Origin of the sequence: Comamonas sp. Z1, assembly GCF_008121555.1 — a bacterium.
Taxonomy (GTDB): domain Bacteria; phylum Pseudomonadota; class Gammaproteobacteria; order Burkholderiales; family Burkholderiaceae_C; genus Comamonas; species Comamonas thiooxydans.
The window spans coordinates 72,946-89,407 of sequence record NZ_VOQT01000015.1 but is presented as its reverse complement, the minus strand read 5'-3'; the positions used below and the strand labels follow the sequence as shown (position 1 = coordinate 89,407).

The window sequence follows — 16,462 nt, the reverse complement described above, 5'->3', positions numbered from 1 at the left end:
GCGGCGGCTGATTTACAGCAGCTCGGCACGCAGTTGTGCGGCGCTCTTGGGCGACAGCAGGCCAGGGGCCACGTCAAATACGGTCTTGCAGCCATGTTGGCCAGCCTGGGCCAGGCGATGCACGGCGCGGGCATAGGCCACAAGCACACTGGAGGTGAACTCGGGGTTGCTATCCAATTGCAGGCGGTATTCGATGACCTGCTTGTTTTCGGCACTGGTGTTGCCGCTGCGGATCACAAAGCCGCCATGGGGCATGGAAGAGTGATCGCGAGCCAGCTCTTCGGCACTGATGAAGTGGACCGTGGTGTCGTACTGGTCGAAGTAGTGAGGCATTTCCACAATGGTCTTGCGCACGGCTTCGGCGTCGGCGCCATCCTTGAGCACCACATGGCATTCACGCTGGTGCTTCTCGCGGGTGGACAGCTCGGGGCGCACGCCGGAACGCACCTTGTTGACGGCCTCTTCCACAGGAATGGTGTACTGCACGCCGCCGGCCACGCCTTCCACGCGGCGGATGGCGTCGGAATGGCCCTGGCTCAGGCCCTTGCCCCAGAAGGTGTAGGTAGCGCCGTCAGGCAGCAGGGCTTCACCCAGCACGCGGTTGATGGAGAACATGCCGGGGTCCCAGCCGGCCGAGATCAGGGCCGTGCACTGCCCCCCCTGAGCGGCCTTGTCCACATTGGCAAAGTGTTCGGGGATGCGGGCATGGGTGTCAAAGCTGTCGACCAGATTGAAATGGGCCGCCAGCTCGGGCGCCTGCCTGGGCAAATCGTCCTTGGAGCCGCCGCAGAGAATCAGCACATCGACCTGACCTTTGTGCGACAGCAAAACATCCATGGAATGCACAGGCGTACCTGCATTCAGGGGCTGGAGCTGGGAAGGGTCGCGACGGGTGTAAATCCCCTTGAGCTGCATATCGGGGTTCTTGGCGACAGCAGCTTCCACGCCGCGGCCCAGATTGCCGTAACCGACGATAGCAACGCGGATAGGGGATGGGGTCGATGCCATGACGAGCTATTCCTTCAAACAAAACAAAACTTCAATTATTGCCCTGTGATGCACCAACTTGGGGCTGGAACTGCTGCAATCTCAGTCCGATGTGTGTGAACGCCCACGCCATGAATGCCGCAAGCCATCGCCGATCAGCAGGCCCACGGCGGCGAAGATCAGCGCATAGCTCAGTTGCTGCTGCGGCTCCATGCTCTCGCCCAGCAGCCAGGCCACCACGACCAGCAGGGCCGGCTCCACGTAGGACAGCAGACCGAACAGACCCAGCGGCAGCCAGCGACTGGCAATCATGTACAGCGCCAGCGCCACTGCGCTGACGATGCCCAGCAAGGGCAGCAGGCCCCATAACGTCGGATGACCCGCGACCAGCGGCCAACTGTCGGGCGTGCGCAGCGTGAAGGCAATGGCCACCGGAACCAGCAGCGCCATGTCTATCCAGTGACCGGCCAGGGTATCGGTCTGCAGCCAGCGGCGCAGCGAGAAATACACCGTGTAGCCCAGCGCCACCACCCAGGTCTCCCAGGACATGCCGCCGGCCTGCCAGAACTCATGTGCCACGCCCGCAGCCGCCAGGAGCGTAGCCAGGCTCTGGCCCAGAGTCAGACGCTCGGCAAACAGCACACGCCCAGCCACGACCATCACCAGCGGCAGCAGAAAATAGCCCAGCGACACTGGCAACGCACGCCCGTTCATGGGTGCCCACATGAAAATCCATAGCTGCACGCCCAGCAGCGCCGCGCTCAGCACCAGCAGCATTCCAAACCGGGGCTGGGCCAGAGCTCGCGCCAGCAAGTCGCGTACCGCCGCCACCTCCTTGAGAGCGAACAGCAGGGCAGTGGTAAAGGGCAACGTCACCAGCACGCGCCAGCCAAAGATCTGCTCGCCATCGAGCGGGGCAAGAAAAGGCGAGAGGTAATACAGCGAGGCGAACAGCACGGACGCCAGGACCGAAACCACCACCCCCTTGAACATCACAGACACAAGATCAAGCCTCCAAATGGCGGCCAGCATTGATCCGTCAAGCGCTGGCAGCTACTTCAAAAAATGAGCCGACGTCGAGCCCGCACCGATTCTCGGCCACGAAGCGGCCTGTCGGCAGGCAGACCCTGGTCAGCAAAGCTTTGCACTGTGCGCTAGAGTGCGGCTCGCCCTCTTCTGTCTGCCTTCCACATGCCCGATACCGCCCTGCCCGACGGCTCTGCCAATCCGCCTTTGCACATACTCTGGCAGGACGAGCATATGGTCGTGGTCTACAAACCCGCCGGCTGGCTGGTACATCGCACGGGCCTGGATGCTCACGAGACCCGCTTTGTCATGCAGACGCTGCGCGACCAGCTGGGCCACCATGTCTGGCCCGTGCACCGGCTGGACAAGGGCACTTGCGGCGTGCTGCTCATGGCACTGCACAAGCAAGCGGCCCAGGCTCTGGCTGCCAGCTTTGCAGCCCATGAAACCCGCAAGGAATATCGGGCCCTGGTGCGCGGCTGGCTGCCCGAAACGTTGGAAGTCGATCATCCCCTCAAGCCCGACGATGCACCCGAGGATGCCCCGGTGCAGGACGCGCACACGCACTTGCGCTGTCTGGCGCGCCTGTCCTGGCCCGAAAGCTATGACGGCCGACACCCCGAAACCCGCATCAGCCTGGTCGAAGCCCTGCCGACCACGGGCCGCAGACACCAGATACGCCGCCATCTCAAGCATGTGGCCCACCCCATCATCGGCGACGCCACCCATGGCAAGGGGCCGCTGAATCGCTGGTGGGCCGAACGCCTGGGTCAACAGCGGCTATGGCTGCATGCCAGGGCACTGGAGATTGCCCACCCCGTGAGCGGGCAGCTCATGCGCTTCGAGGCCGACTGGTCCAGCCTGACTCAGCTGCAGGAAGCGCGGGACTGGCAAAAGCTGCTGGCACTGCCGGGCTGGCAATCCATAGCATAAGAAACAGCTGTCAGCGCTTGTATCTCAAGCGTTGGCAGCTATGCTTTTCTGCAACTACGCAGACTTGGGCGTTGCGCGAATCCACTTGCCCTCTTCGTCGAACTGCAGGCCTGGTGCGGCCGCAAACTCGTATTGTGCTTCGGGTTCGGCCTTGAGCTCACCCTGCAGCAACTCCACCAGACGCTCGTTGCCCATCTTGAAGCCACAGGCCTGGGCATGGCCGCCGCCGCCAAAGCTCTCCGCCAGAGGAATGCAGTTGAACTCCGAGCGCGAGCGCAGGCCCACCTTGGTGCCCTTGTGATTGGCATGCCACATCAGGGCAAAGCTGCCGCTCTGGCGCGCCAGCAAATCGCCCACCTGGCTGTGGAACATGCCCGGGCAGTTGACCATCAGGCCCTGCCTGCCGTTGAAGACCAGCACCTGGGCGCCGTCGGCAATATCGGCACAAAGCTTCTGGAATTTCTCGTCCATGGCGCCGCCACGCGCCATGTAGACGGTTTCCTGCTCGGGCGTGAAGGCCGCAATCTCGGCCCAGCGCTCAAAGCTGCGCACGGGCTCCATGTCCAGAGCCGCGAGAAACGCCGCACTTTCGGGGAATTCCCATTTCCAGATATCGCGGTCCTCAATGTAGCGAATCAGACCAGGCACTGGCTTGTCGGCCTGGAAAAACTCCCAGGCCAGACGCGCGCCGGACTTGCTCATATCGAAATGCACCACGCCGCATTGGCATTGGTAGCCGCTGAGTTTCTCGGCCGCACTCTTGTGATGGTCCAGCACCACGAGCTTGGCCACGCGCGACTCGATCTCGGCCATCAACGTGGGCTCGAAGGCAAAGTCCAGCACATAGACGGCGCGACCGGCCAGATCGCCCAAGTCGTCGGCCGTCTGAATCTCGCCGTGATCCAGACCGCGAAACTCGGCCTGGCCTTCATAGAACAGCCAGGCCGCCAGCGCCGCGCCAAAGCCGTCGGGGCAGCGACGGCCATGATAGAGGATGAGGGGCTTGGGATCGTTGCGATCGGGGCGTACCAGCAACTGCTGGAACAGGGAAATTTTGGCGTTCTGTGCGGTCATAACCGGGCATTTTCGCCGTTTGCGCCGGAACGAGGCGACGCACGGGCATTGCGGGTTCACGGCTGACGGCTTCGTCGGGTGCTTCGCCCTGCCAGACACGACCGGCAGGGCTCATCCGGCTACCCACAAGAGGCTTCACGCCTGGTAAGTCACCGCTTGCTTTTTCCTCGGTTAGCACAAGCGCTGAAATCCCTGATTTCGGTATCTACCTAAGCCCCCACTCTTCGCATACGCCTATGATGGGGGTCTTGCTATTGAAATGCTGCGGTCACCGGCAGGCCCGCAACGCTTGCCTGCCACGACAGTTACAGCGCTGGGTGCTCCGCGGCCCCTGTATGCGATCTACACCCGATATCACTCCTCACCTCGGTACGCTGCTCAGTTTTCGCCGCGACCTGCACGCCAATCCTGAGCTCAAATACGAAGAGCACCGCACCGGCGACAAGGTCGCCGCATACCTCACGGCCCTGGGCCTGACCGTGCATCGTGGCCTGGGCCAGACTGGCATCGTCGCCAGCATCTACGGCAAGGGCCGCAGCAAGGACAACCCCGGCCGCAGCATCGGCATCCGCGCCGACATGGATGCCCTGCCCGTCACGGAAATCAACACCTTCGGGCACATCAGCCAGAACAAGGGCCGCATGCATGCCTGCGGCCACGACGGCCACACCACCATGCTGCTGGGCGCTGCCACCACCCTGGCTCAGCAACCCGACTTTGACGGCACGGTGCACCTGATCTTCCAGCCAGCCGAAGAAGGAGGCGCTGGCGCCAAGGCCATGATGGATGACGGCCTGTTCGACAAATTCCCCTGCGAAGCCGTGTTTGCGCTGCACAACTGGCCATCACTGCCGGCGGGTCAAATGGCAGTGCGCGTTGGCCCCATCATGGCCTCCACCCTGCGCTTTCAGATCAGGGTCCACGGCAAGGGCGGCCATGCGGCCATGCCCCACACCACGCTGGACCCGATTCCCGTGGCCTGCGCCATCGTCAGCCAGTTGCAGACCCTGGTCTCGCGCAGCACCGATCCGCTGGACTCGGCCGTGCTCACCGTGGGCAAGATCACCAGCGGCACCGTGGAAAACATCATTCCCGATGACGCCATCATCGCCGGCACCGTGCGCACCCTGAAGAAGGAAACGCGCGAGATGTTTGTCGAAGGCCTCAAACGCATCAGCAGCCACGTGGCAGCCGCCCATCTGTGCACGGCCGAGTTCACGCTGCGCCCCGGCGCCTACCCCAACACCACCAACCACGCCCGCGAAGCCAAGTTCATGGCCGCAGTGATGCGTGAAGTGGTCGGTGACGACAACGCCTTTGACGATGTGCTGCCCGCCATGACCTCCGAAGACTTCGGCTTCATGCTGGAGGCCGTCCCCGGAGCCTATGGCTGGATTGGCAATGCCAAGGGCGACCAGCCCGGCGTGAGCCTGCACAATCCGGCCTACGACTTCAACGATGACAACATCGGTCGCGGCTCCAGATTCTGGGATCTGCTGGCACGTCGCTATTTTGAGCAGCCGGCCGCCTGACGACAGCCAAGAACTACGCTATTCATAGCTGACAGCCCTCAACCAGCAACGGTTGTGGGCTTTTTTATATCTTGGCAGCGGCATCGGGCTCGCCCAACACCTCGACCAGCCAACGCTGCTGCGGCATGGGCATGCCGAGCAGCATGCCCTGAAGCACGATGTCCGGGTTCCACTGCGTCAACTGCAGCGCCTGCTCGGACAGTTCCACGCCTTCGGCCACCACGCGCAGTTGCAAGCGGCGCGCCACCAGCAACATCGCCTCCACCAGAGCCGCATCTTTTTCGGAGCGATGGCTGCCGCTGACAAAGCTTCTGTCGATCTTGAGCTCCTGAATCGGCAGGTGCTGCAGGCTGTACATACTGGAATAGCCGGTCCCGAAGTCATCGAGAGAAATCTCTATGCCCAGGCCACGCAGTGCCAGCATGCGCCGACGTGCCTGATCCAGATCCCGCAGCAAGGTGCCTTCAGTGATCTCCAGTGTCAGCTGGCGAGCATTGGCACCGGTTTCCCTCAAGACCTTGTCCAGCGTCGCCATGAAGTCGTCATGCGCAAATTGCTGAGCGCTGACGTTGACCGACAGACGCAGTCCACGCTCTGCCATTACCGGCCTGGCCAGCAGCATGCAAGCCTGACGCAGCACCCAGTCGCCCAGACGCACGATGAGCTCGGACTCCTCGGCCACCGGAATGAACTCTCCCGGGCTTACCAGCCCCCATTCGGGATGCTGCCAGCGTACCAGCGCCTCGGCACCCACGCAGCGACCGCGCGCATCGGTCTGGCTCTGCAGATACAGACGCAACTCCCCGTCGGAGATGCCGTGGTACAAATCCCGGGCAATGCGCACGCGCCGATATACATCCTGGGCCATGCGCGGCTCGAACAGCACCACGCTGCCCGGGCCGCCCAGCTTGGCCTCATGCAAGGCCACGCTGGCAAAGCGCAGCACGTCATGGCTGTTGCCGCCTTTGATGGCCGGCTCCAGCACGGCACCGCCAATGCAGCAGCTGACAAACTCGGTTTCGACCCAGCTGTTGAGAGAAAACGGCTTTTGCAAGGCCTTCTTCAAGGTCTGCGCATACAGCAGCAGTTGCTCCTCCACACCTTCGGCATGCTTGTGCAGGCCATCAAAAACAATAGCAAACTCCGCAGCCGCAACACGCGCAATCCAGGCATCGTCAGGCAGCACCTCGACCAGCCTGGCCCCCATGGCCTGCACCAGCTCGTCGCTGTGCTGCATGCCATGCACATCGTTGAAGACGGAAAAGCGATCTACGTCCAGCAGCAGCAAGCCATGGCTGGCATCCTGCCGAACCAGGGCCAGCTCGCGCAGATGCAAGGTCAGCGAATGGCGGTTGGGCAGCCCTGTGAGCGAGTCCAGGTAGACCAGGTCGTGGATACGGCGCTCGGCCAGAACGCGCTCGGAGAGATCGCGCTTGAGCTCCACATAATTGACGACCTCTCCCTGAGGCGTGCGAATCGGCGTCACCAGCACCGACTCCCGCAAGGCCTCACCCTTGCTCGTGCGATTGGTCATCTCGCCACGCCATAGCGTGCCCTTGGCCAGTTGCTTGAGCGCGCGCTGGCGGTGACTGCGATCCATGCCCATGGTGGATACCAGCTCGGTAGACTGGCCGATCACCTGCTCGCGCGCATAGCCCGAGCGCAGCAGAAAGGCCTCGTTGACATAGATGACCTTCAGCTCGGGATCGGTGATGACGATGCTCTCGGGGTTCTGTTCGACCGCCCGATAGAACTTGCGCAGCTCGTTCTGGCTAGCCTCCAGTGCGGCCAGCATTTCCTGGCTTTTCTGCACGCGCCGCCCCAGGCTGGCTCTTGCTTGCAAGCAAATGATGAGCACCAGCATCATCATGCCCAGCAAATGAACCATCGCCAGCAGATGCTCGGCTGCCGATAGAGCTGCAAATGGCGTGCCGATATGCGGCGCCAGCCACCATAGAGCGGCAACGACGATGGAGGACAGCCCCAGCATCGTCAGGGCGGCACGCGTGCCCTGCACCCAGAGCGCAACAGCCAGCCAGGCAGGAAATGCCATCACGGCCGGCCCATAAAGCCCTCCCATGTGCCAAACCCAGAGCAAGCTCAACAGCCAGTTGCCCCAGACAAAGCAGGACACGGCCCAGACCCACTGCCTGGCCTTGGCCAGGCCCATGCACAACAGCGACAGCAGCATGACGCCGCCGGACAGCGCCAGATCCATGTCGTCCATCGCCGGCATCAGCAACCAGACCAGACTCATTGCAGCGCCCAGGACCCACATCCAGAGACAGCCCAGCCACACCATGCGGCGCATGGGCAACCGGTATCTGGCCTCAACGAAGTGACGCTGCATGCAAGCCCTTTGGCATTCAGACTGAATGATGAATGCTAGGGGCAGTTGCCAATTAGTTCAATCGTCCGGCGAGCCAGGTCTTGAAAGCCCAGACGCGCGGCCTGCCCGGCTTGAGTGCATGCAAGCCCTGGCCGCATCGGGCTTGTCGCCTGCAGCCTAACGCTGCTGCTGCCGCCGCGCGCTTCGGCGTGCCTTGGTCTGCGCATCTTTCCTGGCCTGGCGCTCCGCATCTTTTTGCTGGCCCTCGGCAAGCCAGACCTCGAATTCGGCCGGAGTCTCCAGCGTGATGCGGCCAATGCTCACATCACGGAAGTCGGTCAGCACCAGCTCGGCCGCCTTTTGCAGGTTCACGCGGCCGCCGCTCATCACGGCGCCACGCTTTTTGCCGATCATTGTCAGCAACTCGTCGTCGTGCAACGCTGCAATTTCATCGGCCGAAATGCCCAGCTTGTAGCGCGCCTCCAGCATGGAGGCATAGTGCTTTTGCAGATACAAAAGCAACTCCAGCGCCACCAGGTCTTCGTCGTAGGCATTGCGTCCCACGGCGCCGCTGGCCGCCAGGTTGTAGCCGCTTTTCTCCACGATGATGCGCGGCCACAGCATGCCGGGCGTGTCCCAGAGGTAGAAGTCATCGGCCAGCACGATGCGCTGCTCCAGCTTGGTCACACCGGCCTCATTACCGGTCTTGGCCTGGGTCTTGCCGCTCATGGAGTTGATCAGCGTGGACTTGCCCACATTGGGCACGCCGCAGATCAGCACGCGCATGGGCTTGGCCAGACCGCCGCGCGAGGGCGCCAGCAGCTTGCACTGCTCGATCAGACGCTTGGTGGGAGCAGGTTCCGAGGCGTCCAGCGCAATGGCGCGCGTCTCGCTCTGGGCGTTGTACCAGTCCATCCATGCCTTGGTCTGGACCGGATCGGCCATATCCTGCTTGTTGAGTATCTTCAGGCGCGGCTTGTGGCCCGTCATCTCCTGCAGCAAGGGGTTGGCGCTGGAGCCGGGCAAGCGCGCATCCAGAACCTCGATGACCACATCGATTTCCTTGACGCGCTCCGTGATGGCCTGACGCGTCAGATGCATGTGACCGGGAAACCATTGGATGGCCATAAGCGGAGATCTTTCTTTTTTGCAGGGTGCGAGCACGCAATGGGCGCAAACACCCTTTTATGTCAGTGAATTCAGGCGCGCAAGGATAATCTCCCTCTGCTTTTCTGACCTGCCAGCTCGCTTATGCCCTTGCCCTCCGCCCCCCAAAAGTCCAAAGCCCGCAACGAAATTCTGATCAAGGGCCTGACGATTGCACTGATCGGCATCATCATCTTGCTGGCCCCTGTGTTCAAGCCTGAAAGCGGTATTGCCCAGCTGTTTGCCCAGTCCCATATCGTGGGCTGGTTTGCTCTGGTGCTGGGTCTGGCCTTCATCGCCCAGTTTCTCTGGGTTCGCTTCAAGAAATGAGCGACACAGCCCTGCTGCAGCCGCTGACACAGGCGCGCAGCCAGATTGCGCTATGGCAGCAGCGCGCCGCAGCAGCGGCGGTGACGCTGCGCCAGCCGCCGCCCGAGCCCACGAGTTGTTGCGGGCGCGGCTGCAACGGCTGCGTCTGGGAAGGTTATTACGATGCGCTGGCTTTCTGGCTGGAGGATGCAGCCCAAGCCATGACCGAGGCCTGACCGAGACCCGAAACCCGCTACTCGGGACTCATGCCATTTCGGCTTCCAGCGCAGCCAGGCGGGGCACATGGACTTCTCTTTCCATGACGTCCACCTCGATATCGGCGATCTCGTTATCCAGCGCTTGATAGTCGATACGGAAGCGCCCCGCCCCTGCCTCCAGCCTTTGCGCCTGATGAAATAGCTCGCGCGCTGCTGCACTGGATTCGGCCACCAGACCAGCGTTCTGGCTGGTCATGTGGTCAAGCGCCTGCACCGCCTCGCTGATCTGGGCGATACCCTGGTTCTGCGCCTGGGCAGCCTCGGTGATCGAGGCGATCAGACCGCTGACCGTACGCACATCGCGCACGATATGTTCCATGCGCTGGCCGGCCTGCAGCGCCAATGTCTGTCCCGACTTCATCTGTTTGGTGGAGTGCTCCATGAGCTGGCGGATCTGCTTGGCCGCTTCGGCACTGCGCTGGGCCAGCTCGCGTACCTCGGCCGCCACCACGGCAAAGCCACGGCCCTGAGTGCCTGCCCGCGCCGCTTCCACGGCGGCATTCAGCGCCAGGATATTGGTCTGGAAGGCAATGCCGTCAATCACCCCCACAATGGCAGCCACCTGCTGGCTGCTTTGCGCCATGTGCTCCATATTGCGAACCACCTCCTGCACCACGCTGCCTCCGCTGGCCGCCGCCTCGGCGGCGCTGCGCGCGCTCTGGTCGGCATGGCGCGCACTGTCGGCCGAATGGGTGACCAGGGTGACCATGTTTTCTATGCTGCTGACCGTGGCCTTGAGTTGCTCTGCAGCATGGGCCGTGCGATCGGAGAGATCGCTGTTGTCCTGCGCCATCTGGCTGGATGCGGCAGCCACGGCCTCCACACCACCCTGCACCTCGCCTACCAGGCCGCGCAACTGCCTAGTCATCAGCGCCAGCGACTGCATAAGCCGACCCAGCTCGTCGCCGCGCTCAGCCGCCGGCGGTGCATAGCTGAGATCGCCCGCCGCAATGGTCTGCGCCAGCTGCACCGCCTCGCTCAAGGGCGTGGTGATGGAGCGAATCGTCGTCAACGACAGCAACGCCCCCACCAGGCCCATGAACAGGCCCACACCCATGGCCATGCGCTTGGCGATGGCGGTTTGCTCGCGCCCATGCTGCTCGGCGTCCAGACGCTGCTGCTGCTGAGCCTCGATAAAGGCATCCTGCGCCTGGACATAGCGCCTCGAGGCGGGAATCAGTTGTTCGTCCACCAGCTTCTGCGCCTCCCAGGCCTTGCCCAGATCACGCGCCTGATAGGCCTGCTCGTAGATATCGAGCACTGCCTTGCGTTCCTGCTCCACCCTGGCCAGGCCGCTTCGATCGACTTCGCTCTGAGCATCGGCCTGCACCTGTTGCTGCAGACCACCGGCCTGTTGCATCAGCCCGCGAGCTTTCTGCGAGAGCTGAGCAATCAGATGCTCTTCCGAAGAGAGCACGCTGGCCAGCGCAGCCTCCACGCTCTGCAGCGTCAGCGCCTGCCAGCGCAGCGCAAGATTGATGCGCTTGTCCGTGGCCTGAACAGCGGCGCTGACCCGCTGCTCCACATTCTGCAGATAGCTGAACAGGCCGCCTGCCACCAGCACATTGCACAGCAACAGCCCCAGGAACAAGGCCCACATCTTGCGAGCCACCGAAAGGTTCTGGAATTTCTTCAACAACATGAGCACACCGCCGATCAAGCGCGGAGCGCAGTGCTCCGCTGATCGTTACGATATGAAACACAGATGACAATGACGTGACAGCCGCAGCACCGAATGCAATAAAAAAGCGCCTGCAACCCAGAGATTGCAAGCGCTCCCAGCTATCAAATTCCAAGAATTACAGCAGGCTGGCCGGATCCATATAACGCTGGCGCCACTCTTCGAACGTCATGGTGTCGGCAGCCTCGATGGCTTGCTGTGCGGTCACCGACTCCTGGCTCATCCGCTCGTAGCGCGTCTGCTGCTCGGCCGTCCAGGGCATGGCCAGCAAGGCATCGCGCGCCTTGGCGGACTGCATGGTCATGAAGTCGATGAAACGGTTGTCATAGGCGCCGGTGAGTTCCTGCAGCACATGGGCCGAGGGCGTGGACTGCGCGTCCTGCACGCGGGCCAGGGCCTGATCCAGCGCAGCGCTGTAGTCGCTTGTGCCATGAGCAGCATCCAGCGCCTGGGCATAGGGACGACATTGCTCGAGCACTTCCTGTGCCCAGTCGGTCAGCAGCACCTGCTGGCCGTTGCGCACCAGCTTCAGGCCCGGCTCGCGGCCCTGTTCCGCAGCCAGATGCTGGTTGTGCTTGAGGTCGGCAATTTCCTGGGGCGTGTCGTCGGGGCTGTCGCTGTGCAGGCAGTGCAGCAGGAAGACGTCGATCATGCGCATGGTGGCCGGCGCAATGCCCACGGTTTCATAGGGATCGATATCCATGAGCCGCACTTCCACATATTCCACACCGCGCTCGCGCAGCGCGTGCAGCGGGCGCTCGCCGCTCTTGACGGTGCGCTTGGGGCGGATGGTGCCGTAGAACTCGTTCTCAATCTGCAGCAGGCCCGTGCCCAGCTGGTTGTAGTCGCCACCGGGGTTGCGCACGCCCAGTTGCTCGTAGGCCGGATAGGGACGGGTCAGCGCCTCGTGCAGCGAGTCCGCATAGCCGTCGAGTCCGTTGTAGCTGACATTGATGCTGGACTGCGCGTCGCTCTGATACCCCAGGCGCCCCATGCGCAGCGATGTGGCATAAGGCAGGTACAGCGCATGCCTGCCGTCGCCCAGCGGCTGCAGGCGATGCTCGCGCCCTTCCACAAAGCAGGGGCACAGCGCGGGAGAGGCGCCATACAGATACAGCAGCACAAAGGCGTTGCGGCGAAAGTTGCGGATCAGCGCAAAGTACTGGTCGCTGCTCACTCCGGGCAGCGACCAGTTGTAATGAATCCCCGAGATGGTCTGCATGCGGCGGCCATAGCGGTGGCCCAGACCCATGCGGTACACACTCTTGGAACGGCCCGAGTGCGAGCTGCCATAGCGGCCCAGCGGAATCGTCTCGTCGGTGGGTAGGCGGCAGGGCATGCTGGAATTCCACATCAGCTCGCCGCTTTCGCTGAGGTTGCGCAGCACGAACTGATGGACTTCGGTCAGCTCGTCCAGGCATTCCTCGACACCCAGGCGTGCGCCGGTGATGAGTTCCAGCTGGGACTCGCTGTAATCGGTGGTGATGTGCGGGTGCGTGAGAGCCGAGCCCAGTTCCGCCGGGTGCGGCGTCAGGGCCAGCGAGCCCGTGGCCAATGCCCGCAGTCCCTCTTTCTCGATGCCGCGACGAATGCCCAGCAGCCTTTCGGCGGTGGGCATGTTCACGGCGGCCTGCGATGTCTTCATTGTTCTTACCTTCTTAGTGAAGACGCTGACGACAAACTTCGTCTGCCCAATCGCGCCCAGACGGCGAATGATAGAGAAACAAGACGCAACGCGATGGCGGCTGGCCGCTTAACCACGTTTTTCGGCCTGTTGAGCCGCCAAGAGCCAGGGCCTCTGCCAGAAATTTGTCAGATTAACAGCAACCAAAACATGAGCACATGCTCACTCCAAAATAGAAAAAACCCTCGCGAGAGGGCTTTTTTCAGCTGTGCTAATCGCAATCGCCTGCCGCTCTTGCCACTCTCACAGGGCAGAAAATTCAGCGACTTTGGCCTTGATCAATGTCCATGCGCTTTCATGGCCTTGCCCACTTCCACCTGTCCCTGGACGGCGCCACTGGCCGGCACCTGCTGGCCTTCGCTGGCCGTGACTTCAGCCAGACGCGCGGCCAACTCTTCGGGAACGGTCTCACCCATGCCCAGATAAACGCCTTCGGTCATGGTGATATGAGCGGCCTCGAAACCGCCGGCGCCGGCGCAGACAATGGTGCGCGTGGGCGCGCTCTCGTGCGCCAGCACCAGCATGGCAGGCACCACGGCCTCCGGCTTCAAGGCTTCCAGCACCGGCTCGGGCAGCAGACCCGCCGTCATGCGTGTGGCCGCCGTGGGGGCCAGCGCGTTGACCCGGATATTGTGTTTGGCCCCTTCGATGGCCAGCGTCTGCATCAGACCCACCTGGGCCAGCTTGGCCGCGCCATAGTTGGCCTGGCCGAAATTGCCGTAGAGGCCCGTGGACGAAGTCGTCATCACGATGCGGCCATAGTTCTGCTCCTGCATATAGGGCCAGACCGCCTTGCAGCAATTGGCCGCGCCCATCAGGTGCACGTCGACGACCAGGCGGAAGTCCGCCATATCCATCTTGGCAAAGCTCTTGTCGCGCAGAATGCCTGCGTTATTGACCAGAATGTCCACGCGCCCCCAGGCCGTGATGGCCTGCTTGACCATGGCCTGCACGGCGTCGAAGTCGGTCACGGAGGCCGCGTTGGCAATCGCCTCGCCGCCCGCCGCGCGGATTTCATCCACTACCTGCTGCGCCGCCGTGGCCGAACCGCCCGAGCCGTCCACCGCGCCGCCCAGATCGTTGACAACCACCTTGGCACCGCGCCTGGCCAGGGCCAGCGCATGCAGACGCCCCAGACCGCCGCCCGCTCCCGTCACGATGGCCACACGACCTTGAAAATCCATTGCCATGATGTGCTGCTCCTTGCTTGTGCATTGATGCAGCCACTTTAAGCGCCCATGCTGCAGCGCAGCGTAGCGTTTGCGACTGCCTGCGGGTAAGTCTGGAGAATGCTATCAATCCGGGAGCATTTACCGTAAAAAATCACTTGGTTTCAATATTAAAATTATTCAAATTTCAATATCTGTATTCGCTACAAGCTCTTCTTTCAATAGCAAAAATCAGTCATCCACAAGCGACGGGCTTTTCCCCAATTTTTCTCAACAAGCCTGTGGACAAGCCTGAATAGCTTTTGCAGCAATGGCTCAAGCACTTGATTTATATTGAATTTTTCAAACTGCCTGTTTTTTAATCAGATCCTATCCGACAACCAGCCACTTATCCCGTCCTACGCTGGACATCCTTGTGAACAACTGCACTCGCCCCATGAATAAGTCAGGCAAGTCATTGATTTCAAAAGGTTAATTTTTCAACGCTGAAAAAACAGGCAATCCGCACCGGGCCCACGGCCTTGGCAAACCGGCTAAAACAACGGGTTTTGCAAAGAATCACTACAGCGCCTCATGTCCAACGACTCTGCTTTTGCCCCTCCCTTCTTCATCGCCAAGTGCGAGCCCAGCGGCCAGCAGGTCGACGCCTGGGCCGACCAGTCCCTGCTGGACTCGCTGGAGAGCGGCGGCGTGAACTGGCCCAGCTCCTGCCGCAACGGCACCTGCCGCACCTGCATGGGGCAGCTGGTGTCGGGCAGCGTGCACTACAACATCGAGTGGCCGGGTGTGACTACCGAAGAGCAGGCCGAAGGCTATGTGCTGCCCTGCTGTGCCTATCCCGACAGCGATGTGGTGCTCAAGGATCATGAGTATTTGTAAGCCCCCTGAGCGGCGGGGCGGCTCTTGCCGGATGCCACGCCTTGGAACAGCATCCGGTTCTTGCACTGCATCATGGTTTCAGGGTCGGCTTGCGCGCTCAAAGCCCGCTCTGCAATAGAATGAGCGCTTTCCGCAAGGCCTTGTCCTGCAGAAAGCGGCTCCGCCCAGGCGGCCTCCCGCCTCACACGTTCTTTGGAAGTCCTGCCTGCGCCCATGGCGGCGTCGGCAATGCCTCACTGGTGCGTGTCATGCGCCAGCCGCCGACTGCAGTGCATCGCATCCAGTTCACGTCCAAGAAGGCATTCCATGAACAGCTCCCTCCAACCTGTGCCCATCTCGCCCGTCGAAGAAATCGTGGCGGAAATGCGTGCCGGCCGCATGGTCGTTCTCGTTGACGAAGAAGACCGTGAGAACGAAGGCGATCTGGTTCTGGCATCCGACCATGTCACAGCGGAGGCCATCAACTTCATGGCCCGCTTCGGCCGTGGCCTGATCTGCCTGACGCTGACCCGCGAGCGCTGCGAATTCCTCAAGCTGCCGCCCATGGCCGCGCGCAACGGTACCGTGTACAGCACGGCCTTCACCATTTCCATCGAAGCCGCCGAAGGCGTGACCACCGGCATCTCGGCCGCCGACCGTGCACGCACCATCCAGGTGGCCGTGAACAAGAACAGCCAGCCCAGCGATCTGGTACAGCCCGGCCATATCTTCCCGCTGCAGGCCGTGGACGGCGGCGTGCTCATGCGCGCCGGCCATACCGAGGCTGGTTGCGATCTGGCCGCGCTGGCAGGCTGCACGCCCTCGGCCGTGATCTGCGAGATCATGAAGGACGACGGCACCATGGCCCGCCTGCCCGATCTGCAGCTGTTCTGCGCCGAGCATGGCATCAAGATCGGCACGATTGCCGACCTCATCGAATACCGCAGCCGCAACGAATCCCTGCTGCAGAAAGTGGGCAGCCGCCCCATGCAGACGGCCCATGGCGAATTCATCGCCCATGCCTTCCGCGACGTGCCCAGCGGCTCCGTGCATCTGGCACTGGTCAAGGGCGAATGGCAGCCCGACACCACCGTGCCCGTGCGCGTGCACGAGCCGCTATCGGTGCTCGATGCGCTCGAAACCGGCCGCAACCAGCATTCCTGGTGCCTGGACGAAAGCCTCAAGTACATCAACGGCAATGGCCAGGGCGTGGCCGTGCTGCTCAACTGCAGCGAGTCCGGCGAGCAGTTGCTGACCCAGTTCGAAGGCAAGGCCCGTTCGGCCCAGGCGCCGGAGCGTGGCCGCATGGACCTGCGCACCTATGGCGTGGGCGCGCAAATCCTGCGCGAGTTGGGCGTGAGCAAGATGCACCTCATGGGCCAGCCCCGCCGCATGCCCAGCATGGCAGGCTACGGCCTGGAAATCACGGGTTACATCCCCAAAGAATAAGAGACGG

Annotated in this window: 14 protein-coding genes; 6 read left to right on the top strand and 8 right to left on the bottom strand. The window is 62.3% G+C overall.

Features of this window, described 5'->3' with window-relative positions; all coding sequences use genetic code 11:
- Nucleotides 1–12 precede the first annotated feature (12 nt).
- Complete coding sequence (locus FSY45_RS21495; RefSeq protein ID WP_046461987.1) at nucleotides 13–1,008, bottom strand: diaminopimelate dehydrogenase; 996 nt, start codon at nucleotides 1,006–1,008, stop codon at nucleotides 13–15.
- An 81-nt stretch (nucleotides 1,009–1,089) separates the two neighbouring features.
- Nucleotides 1,090–1,980 carry an EamA family transporter RarD gene (gene rarD, locus FSY45_RS21490; protein WP_003063886.1) on the bottom strand — a complete coding sequence of 297 codons (891 nt, stop codon included), beginning with the start codon at nucleotides 1,978–1,980 and terminating at the stop codon, nucleotides 1,090–1,092.
- 198 nt (nucleotides 1,981–2,178) lie between these two features.
- Between rarD and FSY45_RS21485 the strand changes: the two genes are divergently transcribed.
- Nucleotides 2,179–2,946 (top strand): pseudouridine synthase, encoded by a 768-nt coding sequence (locus tag FSY45_RS21485; RefSeq protein WP_003063888.1) that lies wholly within the window; start codon nucleotides 2,179–2,181, stop codon nucleotides 2,944–2,946.
- 54 nt (nucleotides 2,947–3,000) lie between these two features.
- Here the strand turns inward: FSY45_RS21485 and FSY45_RS21480 are convergent, their stop codons facing one another.
- Entirely contained in the window at nucleotides 3,001–4,020 is a 1,020-nt protein-coding gene (locus FSY45_RS21480) for a DHH family phosphoesterase (RefSeq protein WP_003063891.1), read from the bottom strand.
- Between the two features lie 335 nt (nucleotides 4,021–4,355).
- Between FSY45_RS21480 and FSY45_RS21475 the strand changes: the two genes are divergently transcribed.
- The gene (locus FSY45_RS21475; protein ID WP_046461988.1) at nucleotides 4,356–5,552 is read left to right on the top strand and encodes a M20 aminoacylase family protein; all 1,197 of its coding nucleotides are present in this window, start codon (nucleotides 4,356–4,358) and stop codon (nucleotides 5,550–5,552) included.
- A 64-nt stretch (nucleotides 5,553–5,616) separates the two neighbouring features.
- Here FSY45_RS21475 and FSY45_RS21470 read toward each other — a convergent pair whose 3' ends face one another.
- Together FSY45_RS21470 and ylqF are read right to left on the bottom strand one after the other, a co-directional pair.
- Entirely contained in the window at nucleotides 5,617–7,902 is a 2,286-nt protein-coding gene (locus FSY45_RS21470) for a bifunctional diguanylate cyclase/phosphodiesterase (protein ID WP_046461989.1), read from the bottom strand.
- Nucleotides 7,903–8,058: 156 nt separating this feature from the next.
- The gene (ylqF, locus tag FSY45_RS21465; RefSeq protein ID WP_003063896.1) at nucleotides 8,059–9,009 is read right to left on the bottom strand and encodes a ribosome biogenesis GTPase YlqF; all 951 of its coding nucleotides are present in this window, start codon (nucleotides 9,007–9,009) and stop codon (nucleotides 8,059–8,061) included.
- 123 nt (nucleotides 9,010–9,132) lie between these two features.
- Between ylqF and FSY45_RS21460 the strand changes: the two genes are divergently transcribed.
- Together FSY45_RS21460 and FSY45_RS21455 are read left to right on the top strand one after the other, a co-directional pair.
- A complete protein-coding gene (locus FSY45_RS21460) occupies nucleotides 9,133–9,357 on the top strand; it encodes a hypothetical protein (protein WP_003063898.1) in 225 nt (74 codons plus the stop codon).
- Nucleotides 9,354–9,572 (top strand): oxidoreductase-like domain-containing protein, encoded by a 219-nt coding sequence (locus tag FSY45_RS21455; protein WP_003063900.1) that lies wholly within the window; start codon nucleotides 9,354–9,356, stop codon nucleotides 9,570–9,572. The genes FSY45_RS21460 and FSY45_RS21455 overlap by 4 nt, the downstream gene beginning before the upstream one ends.
- A gap of 28 nt (nucleotides 9,573–9,600) precedes the next feature.
- On the opposite strand, the gene FSY45_RS21450 is transcribed toward FSY45_RS21455, so the two are convergent.
- The 3 genes from FSY45_RS21450 to FSY45_RS21440 all read right to left on the bottom strand — a co-directional run bounded on the left by FSY45_RS21450 (nucleotide 9,601) and on the right by FSY45_RS21440 (nucleotide 14,169).
- A complete protein-coding gene (locus FSY45_RS21450) occupies nucleotides 9,601–11,256 on the bottom strand; it encodes a methyl-accepting chemotaxis protein (protein ID WP_034361768.1) in 1,656 nt (551 codons plus the stop codon).
- 157 nt (nucleotides 11,257–11,413) lie between these two features.
- Complete coding sequence (gshA, locus tag FSY45_RS21445) at nucleotides 11,414–12,940, bottom strand: glutamate--cysteine ligase (RefSeq protein ID WP_003063904.1); 1,527 nt, start codon at nucleotides 12,938–12,940, stop codon at nucleotides 11,414–11,416.
- A 317-nt stretch (nucleotides 12,941–13,257) separates the two neighbouring features.
- Nucleotides 13,258–14,169: an SDR family NAD(P)-dependent oxidoreductase gene (locus tag FSY45_RS21440; protein ID WP_003063906.1), complete on the bottom strand. Its 912-nt coding sequence runs from the start codon at nucleotides 14,167–14,169 to the stop codon at nucleotides 13,258–13,260.
- 552 nt (nucleotides 14,170–14,721) lie between these two features.
- On the opposite strand from FSY45_RS21440, the gene FSY45_RS21435 reads away from it, so the two are divergent.
- On the top strand, nucleotides 14,722–15,027 hold the full coding sequence (locus FSY45_RS21435; RefSeq protein WP_003063909.1) for a 2Fe-2S iron-sulfur cluster-binding protein: 306 nt from the start codon (nucleotides 14,722–14,724) through the stop codon (nucleotides 15,025–15,027).
- 306 nt (nucleotides 15,028–15,333) lie between these two features.
- Nucleotides 15,334–16,455, top strand: coding sequence for a bifunctional 3,4-dihydroxy-2-butanone-4-phosphate synthase/GTP cyclohydrolase II (gene ribBA / locus FSY45_RS21430; protein ID WP_003063911.1), 1,122 nt, complete (start codon nucleotides 15,334–15,336; stop codon nucleotides 16,453–16,455).
- The last annotated feature ends 7 nt before the right edge of the window (nucleotides 16,456–16,462 follow it).